The organism is uncultured Mycobacterium sp. (assembly GCF_964249325.1).
Classification (GTDB): Bacteria; Actinomycetota; Actinomycetes; order Mycobacteriales; family Mycobacteriaceae; genus Mycobacterium.
In genome coordinates this window covers 2,586-8,430 of sequence record NZ_CAXUCH010000196.1, presented here as the reverse complement: position 1 = coordinate 8,430, position 5,845 = coordinate 2,586, and the positions used below count along the sequence as shown (strand labels likewise).

4 protein-coding genes and 1 pseudogene are annotated in these 5,845 nt (G+C 64.2%); all 5 read right to left on the bottom strand.

The features are described from left to right. Positions 1–50: 50 nt before the first annotated feature. A complete protein-coding gene (locus ACFE99_RS19510; RefSeq protein ID WP_375488077.1) occupies positions 51–350 on the bottom strand; it encodes a PE family protein in 300 nt (99 codons plus the stop codon). A gap of 18 nt (positions 351–368) precedes the next feature. Next, entirely contained in the window at positions 369–1,784 is a 1,416-nt protein-coding gene (locus ACFE99_RS19505) for a PPE family protein (protein WP_375488076.1), read from the bottom strand. Between the two features lie 208 nt (positions 1,785–1,992). After that, positions 1,993–3,228, bottom strand: a complete 1,236-nt coding sequence (locus ACFE99_RS19500) for a PPE family protein (RefSeq protein ID WP_375488078.1) — start codon at positions 3,226–3,228, stop codon at positions 1,993–1,995. A 1,319-nt stretch (positions 3,229–4,547) separates the two neighbouring features. Continuing rightward, a complete protein-coding gene (locus tag ACFE99_RS19495; protein ID WP_375488075.1) occupies positions 4,548–4,889 on the bottom strand; it encodes a DUF732 domain-containing protein in 342 nt (113 codons plus the stop codon). Between the two features lie 88 nt (positions 4,890–4,977). After that, positions 4,978–5,845: pseudogene (locus tag ACFE99_RS19490) on the bottom strand (hypothetical protein); the annotation flags it as partial.

Genomic DNA, 5,845 nt, shown 5'->3' with positions numbered 1-5,845 from the left:
GACGGCATCGCCCATACTAACAAGAGCAAGCGAATTAATGACTCAGGACACTAGCGTGCCGCAATCGCATTGGCGACCTCAGTTGCCGCGTACGATCCGGCGCTGGTGCCCAACGTGTTTACAAACATCTCGTGGATCGCGGCCGCTTGGGCGCTGATCGCCTGATACATGGTGGCATGCGCGGCAAACTGTGCAGCTGTCAGCGCTGATACCTCGTCCGCAGCGGCGGGAACCACGCCTGTCGTCGGAGCTGCCGCGGCCGCGTTCTGCGCCGCCATGTCAGCGCCAATGCCTTGCAAGTCGCTGGCCGCTCCTGCGAGCAGCTCGGGTTGTGTTGTCACAAACGACATTTTGTTCACCCTTCCTTGTTATCCCCACTTTGCCCTGGGTGGCGTTACCTTGTTCTTGCCGCCTTTGGACACGTGTACCGCATGGATCCCCGGTTTCTTCGACAGCTGGTCCAGGAGACTCTCGAGGTGCTCCTTGTCGGTGTGCCAGTGCTGCACCGACTCCGGTTTCTGCGACGCCTCGGCGAGAACCTGTTTGAGTTTGTCCGGCGTATCGCTGTCTTTGTCCTTGGCCTTGCCGGGGCTGGGTGCTCCCTTACGGACCGCAGCGACGCTGATGCCACGTGGAACGCTACGGCCGAGGGCACCTCCGGCCAAACTCGCCAAAGCCAGCTGACTAATCGCCGTTCCCGCGCCTTCGGTAGCCACCGCCGGCGCGGCAGCTGCACTGGTGCCCTGCAGCACGGAAGCGGCAAGCCTGACCGTCGGGGTTGCCGCGGCCCAGCTCGGCGGCACCGACAACGCCCCCACCACGCCCGCACCGCCCATACCGGCCGAAACCGCCGGCCCCCCTGCCGCCATGCTGGCTGCCCCTGACGCAGACGTGCCAGAGCCGAGCGTCGCGAGCAGCGGTCCCTCTAGCGTGACCGCCCTGTCGTTGATGGTCCGTGCCACTGCCACCAACCACACGCTGTTACTGACCATGGCGTCGGTAGCCGGCACGACAGCTTTGCCGGGAGCCTCGAAAAGCGAAGCGGCCGTTGACAACGGGGATGTCGGGCCGAGCAGGTTCAGCAAAGTCGTAATCGGCGACGGCGGATCAGCTGCAGCGGGTGCCGCGGCGGGTGCTGCCAGGCTGTTCAGTGCCCGCGGCGTCGCGGACACCAGCTGTGACAAGGTCGATTGCGCGTTCGTGCCGGCCGCCGTGCCAGCGGCTTGTCCGACAGCGGCGGCCTGGCCGGCTGTGCCCGCCGGGTTTGTAACCGACGGCGGCACGTTGAACGGCCTCACTTGGGTGGCGGCCGCCGACTGGCTCGCATAGGTGGTCATTGCGGCGGCGTCTTGGGCCCACATTTCGCTGTACAGGGCCTCGGTGTTCGCGATCGCCGCAGTGTTCTGTCCGAAGATGTTGGGCGCCACCAGCGACGCAAGCAGGCTGCGGTTGGCCGCGATCGCCGGCGGGGGCACCGTCGCCGCGAACGCGGTCTGGTAGGCGGCCGCCGCGGCCCTGGCCTGCCCGGCGGTGTGCTCGGCTTGGGCCGCGGTGGCATTCATCCACGCCACATAGGGTGTGGTCGCGGTTGCCATGGCCACCGATGACGGGCCCTGCCATGAAGTACTTAGTCCCGCGATCACCGAGGAGTATGAGGCCGCCGCGCTACGCAGTTCGCTGGCCAGGCCGTCCCAGGCCGCCGCGGCAGCAAGCAGCGACCCCGACCCTGGACCGGCAAACATGCGACCGGAATTGATTTCTGGTGGTAAACCCGCGAAATACATTGCTAAATCCCTCATCTCTTAACTGGCCGGAGCCGATTTGGCAGCCACGGCGGCCGCATGTGCCCGGCACTGCTGGAAAAGAGTTCGCGGGCAAACACGCCGCCCAGGTGGCCGCTCTCCCCCAGCATGGCTCGCACGCCCGCGGCGCTCCGGCCGCCGAACTGGGGTTTGATCGCCATCGCATGTGCTCCCACGTCCACAACGGCGGCTAATCGTCGTCGGATATTACGAAGATGTTGGCGGTGGTGGCGGCCTCGCCCACAGCAGCACTGCCGCCCATGCTCGCGGGCCGGGCAGCGGAACCGCCGGTACCGACCAGGGCCCGTCCGGCCAAGCTCGACAGGGCCATATTGCTGAACACGCTTCCTTGACCTTCTGCGGCGAATGCCGCCGGGGCACCGCCGAGGCTGGTTTGCGCCAACGCTGCAGCGGCTGTCCGGATCGCCGGGGCGGCCGAGGCCCAGCTTTGCTGCACCGACAAGCCGCCGACCAAGCCGGCGCGGCCCATTCCCGCCGATATTCCCTCGCCTGCTGAGCCCACCACACGGGTCCCGGGAGGAAGCTCTCCGAATAGGGCCTCAAACTTCGACTCGTCTCTTGCCACCCTTTCGAGCGCCGAGGCCAGGTTCGCGGAGTTTTGGGGCAAAAGATAGTTCGCGTAACCGAACAGCAGACCACTGCCGAAAGGCCCATAAAGCGAGATCGGCGACAATGGCCCGATCGTGACGTTCTGAAGTACCGACAGCGGGGAGGGCGGATCAGCGGCCGCTGCAGCGGGCGCCGCGGGCGAGACCGGTGCTGCCATGCTCTGCAGCGACTGCGGCACCGCCGACATCAGCTGCGGCAATGTTTGCGCGTGCGCGCCGGCCGACGTGCTCGTGGCCTGGGCGACCGCCGCGGATTGAGAGGCGGTCCCGGCCGCATTCGTGGTCTGCGGCGGCGGGTCAAACGGCCTTACCTGCGCGGCCGTCGCCGACGACGCGGCGTAGCCGTACATCGCGGCGGCGTCCTGCGCCCACATCTCGGCGTATTGCGCCTCGGTGGCCATGATCGCCGGGGTGTTTTGTCCGAAGAAATTGGTCGCGATGAGCGCCGCCAACTGCGCACGGTTGGCCGCGATCATCGGCGGGGGCACTGTTGCAGCAAAGGCGATCTCGTACGCGGCTGCCGCCGCCTTGGCTTGGATCGCCGTCTGCTCGGCCTGCGTGGCGGTGGCGCTCATCCACGCCGCATACGGCGCGGCAGCGGCGGCCATCGCCGCCGACGACGGACCCTGCCAAGAGCCAACCACTCCGGAGACCACAGCCCCGTAAGATGCTGCGGTCGAATGCAACCCAGCCGCCAAGCTGTCCCAGGCTGCCGCTGCGGTGAGCATGGGCCCCGCGCCAGGGCCGGCATACATCCGAGCGGAGTTGATCTCGGGCGGTAACAAGCCGAAGTCCATCATCACACCCCCTTGCTAAGCCAACACGTGATCTGCTCACTGTGACTCTGGCCCCAGATATCGGCGAAACATCATCCTTTCGAGGCCGATTGACCGCAACATGCGCCCGCCGACCGTGACAGTCGTTGCCTGCCAAATTTTTCCAGCTAGCAGACCAGCTTTGCCAGGGAATATATCGCGAATAATGCTCCTAATCAATAGGTTTCGCAGACATGCCCAGTGGCAGCAGCAGTGGGCGCATTAAATCCACGTCGGTCACGAAAGTGCGACGGATCTCAAAACCCCTTGGCGGCAAGGCCTCTCGGACAGCTGGGCGCTATGGAAGGTCGTAGTGTGGCGCTCTTCGATCGAGCACGCATGGAGCGAGTCGTCTATGCCGCCGCCTCGAACGTATTTCGGGTCAGCTTTTGTCACCTCCGGTGTTGTACGCAGCACTGTCGGCGCTCGGACGTTTCTGACGTCGTCAGTAACGCAAAATGAGCTTTGATATGGCGAGTTTTGATGTGGCGGTTTGGCGCCGCGATTCCCAAGGTCGACGTCTACCCCGCGGCAACGCCAACTACGGTCGGAAACTTCTCACGAAAAGATATCGACGTTACGACCCTCGATTGCGCCATGGGCGGTGTCGCCGACGCTGCAGATACGACTCAATACAGCGGTTATGACGCTGAGTGTCGAGCTCTAAATCCGGCGAATACGCCTGGCTTAGCAGTACAGCAAGTCGGGTAACCACCAAAGCGAGTCGGCGCCGACGGGTTCCATTCCAGGCAGTCACCGCATTAGCCGAAAAGCGGTCGATAACCCGCCGGTTGTGAACAGCCTGACGCAATGCGTGGTGCTCGACAACAGCTGATTGGTCGTGCTGCACTGTGTCGGCTGTTCCATAGCCAGCGCACTGTGCCGTTGAGTAGGGATCGCTCAGGCAACCGACCCTCGGAGTCAAGCTCAACGTATGGCCTCCCGAGCGACCGCGTGGACAAGGAAGTGCGGCCGGGAACCGTTGGATAGCTGGTTAGCCCTCGCCATGCAACTGAGTTGCGTTCCGCACACCCTCGCCGGCGTCCACTACGGGAACCGGTCCTCGGGTTTGACCAGCTCACGACCGTAATTGCGGCTGTGTTCTCAACCTTTAGCCGAGCCTAACGCCAGACGACAGCTGTGACAAGCATCACCACGGCCTCAGCGGCGGTTTGCGCCCACACCGCTGCTGGATGTCCGCCTCAGTGCCGGCCCCTCGGTAGCCCTGCGCTCAAGAGCATGGACTGAACGCCCGTGCTCCGACTCCTGCTCTGGGTAATCCGGTTGACTTTTAAGGCACGTTATTTCGCGCCTTCACCGCTGCTTGGCGCCAGTTGTTGGGGACAGTAGGACCTCGCGGCAATCGCAGCGAATTGGGCCGCGCCGTCGGTCGTGAATCCCGGATTGGTGTTCTTCAGGTCCTTGAGAACCTCCAACCCCGATTCGCCGTTATCGATCAGCCCGCACACCGCGTGGCCGGCCGTTATGGCTTGATCCGCGTTGTTGTAGGTGATGCCAGCGTTTCGCAACGAAGCAAGGAAGGCGCCGTTGTCGCGGCCCTCTTCGACACCGGGATCGGCATGTCCTGGCACGGCGAGAGCGATCAGGGCGAAGATGCCGCCCAATGCTGTTATGAATCTCATTGGCACTCCTTGTCGTACGACAATGTTTTGTGCTCTGCTGTCAAATCCCTTCGGCTGCAGAGGGATGATCTACATCGGCACACCGGCGCTACCCTTGCTGCGACCGCAGCGAAGTGGGCTTGGCCTTCTCAGCGGACAGGTGAACCGTGTGGATGCCCGGCATCTTGGCCAGTTTCGCCAGAAGATCGTCGAGGCCGTTCTGGTCAACCTGCCAGTGCTGCACCGCCTCTGGTTGCTGCCGCAATTGCGCGATGACGCGGTCAAGTTTGACCGGTGTGCGGCCGTCTTTGCCCGGGGTGCGGCCACGGGCGGCGGTTCCGCTGAACACCCTTAGGGCAGAGCTGCCGACCGCGCCTCCAGTCAAGCTTCCCAGCGCCATCTGACTGAGCAGGTTTCCCGGCATACCCGCGGCAGGAGCCGCGGCTACGCTGGCTCCCGGGAACACGTTGGCGGCCAGTCTGATTGCCGGCGCAGCAGCGGCCCAGCTTGGTGGGACCGATAACGTTCCCAGCATCGATGCCTTCCCCACACCCGCCGACACGGTCGTGGCCATGCCGGTGGAGACCGCTGAGCGCAGCCCCAACCCCGCGCCTAAATCCGATTTCGGGATCAGCTCGGGACTGAATGGAACAACCGGGTGGTAGAACTTCTGGAACTGCACCATGCCCAAGATGGCGGTGATCATCGCGTCGTTGGCCGGCAGGATCGCCTTCGCCCCAGAACCGATTGAGAACAAGGACTGATACATCGACGCCGCCGATGATGAGCCGGTAAGGCTGTTCAGCAGATCCGCCATGTCGGTGTTGTACTGCGTGCTGGCCGATGCGAGATTTTGCAATAGCGCTGGGATCCCGGACAGTGTTGACTCGACGCCGCTGCCGCCTGAGCTGCTGGTGGCTCGCGTCACCGCGGCCGTCTGGCCGGCCAGCGCAGCCGCATTGGTGGTTTGCGGCGGC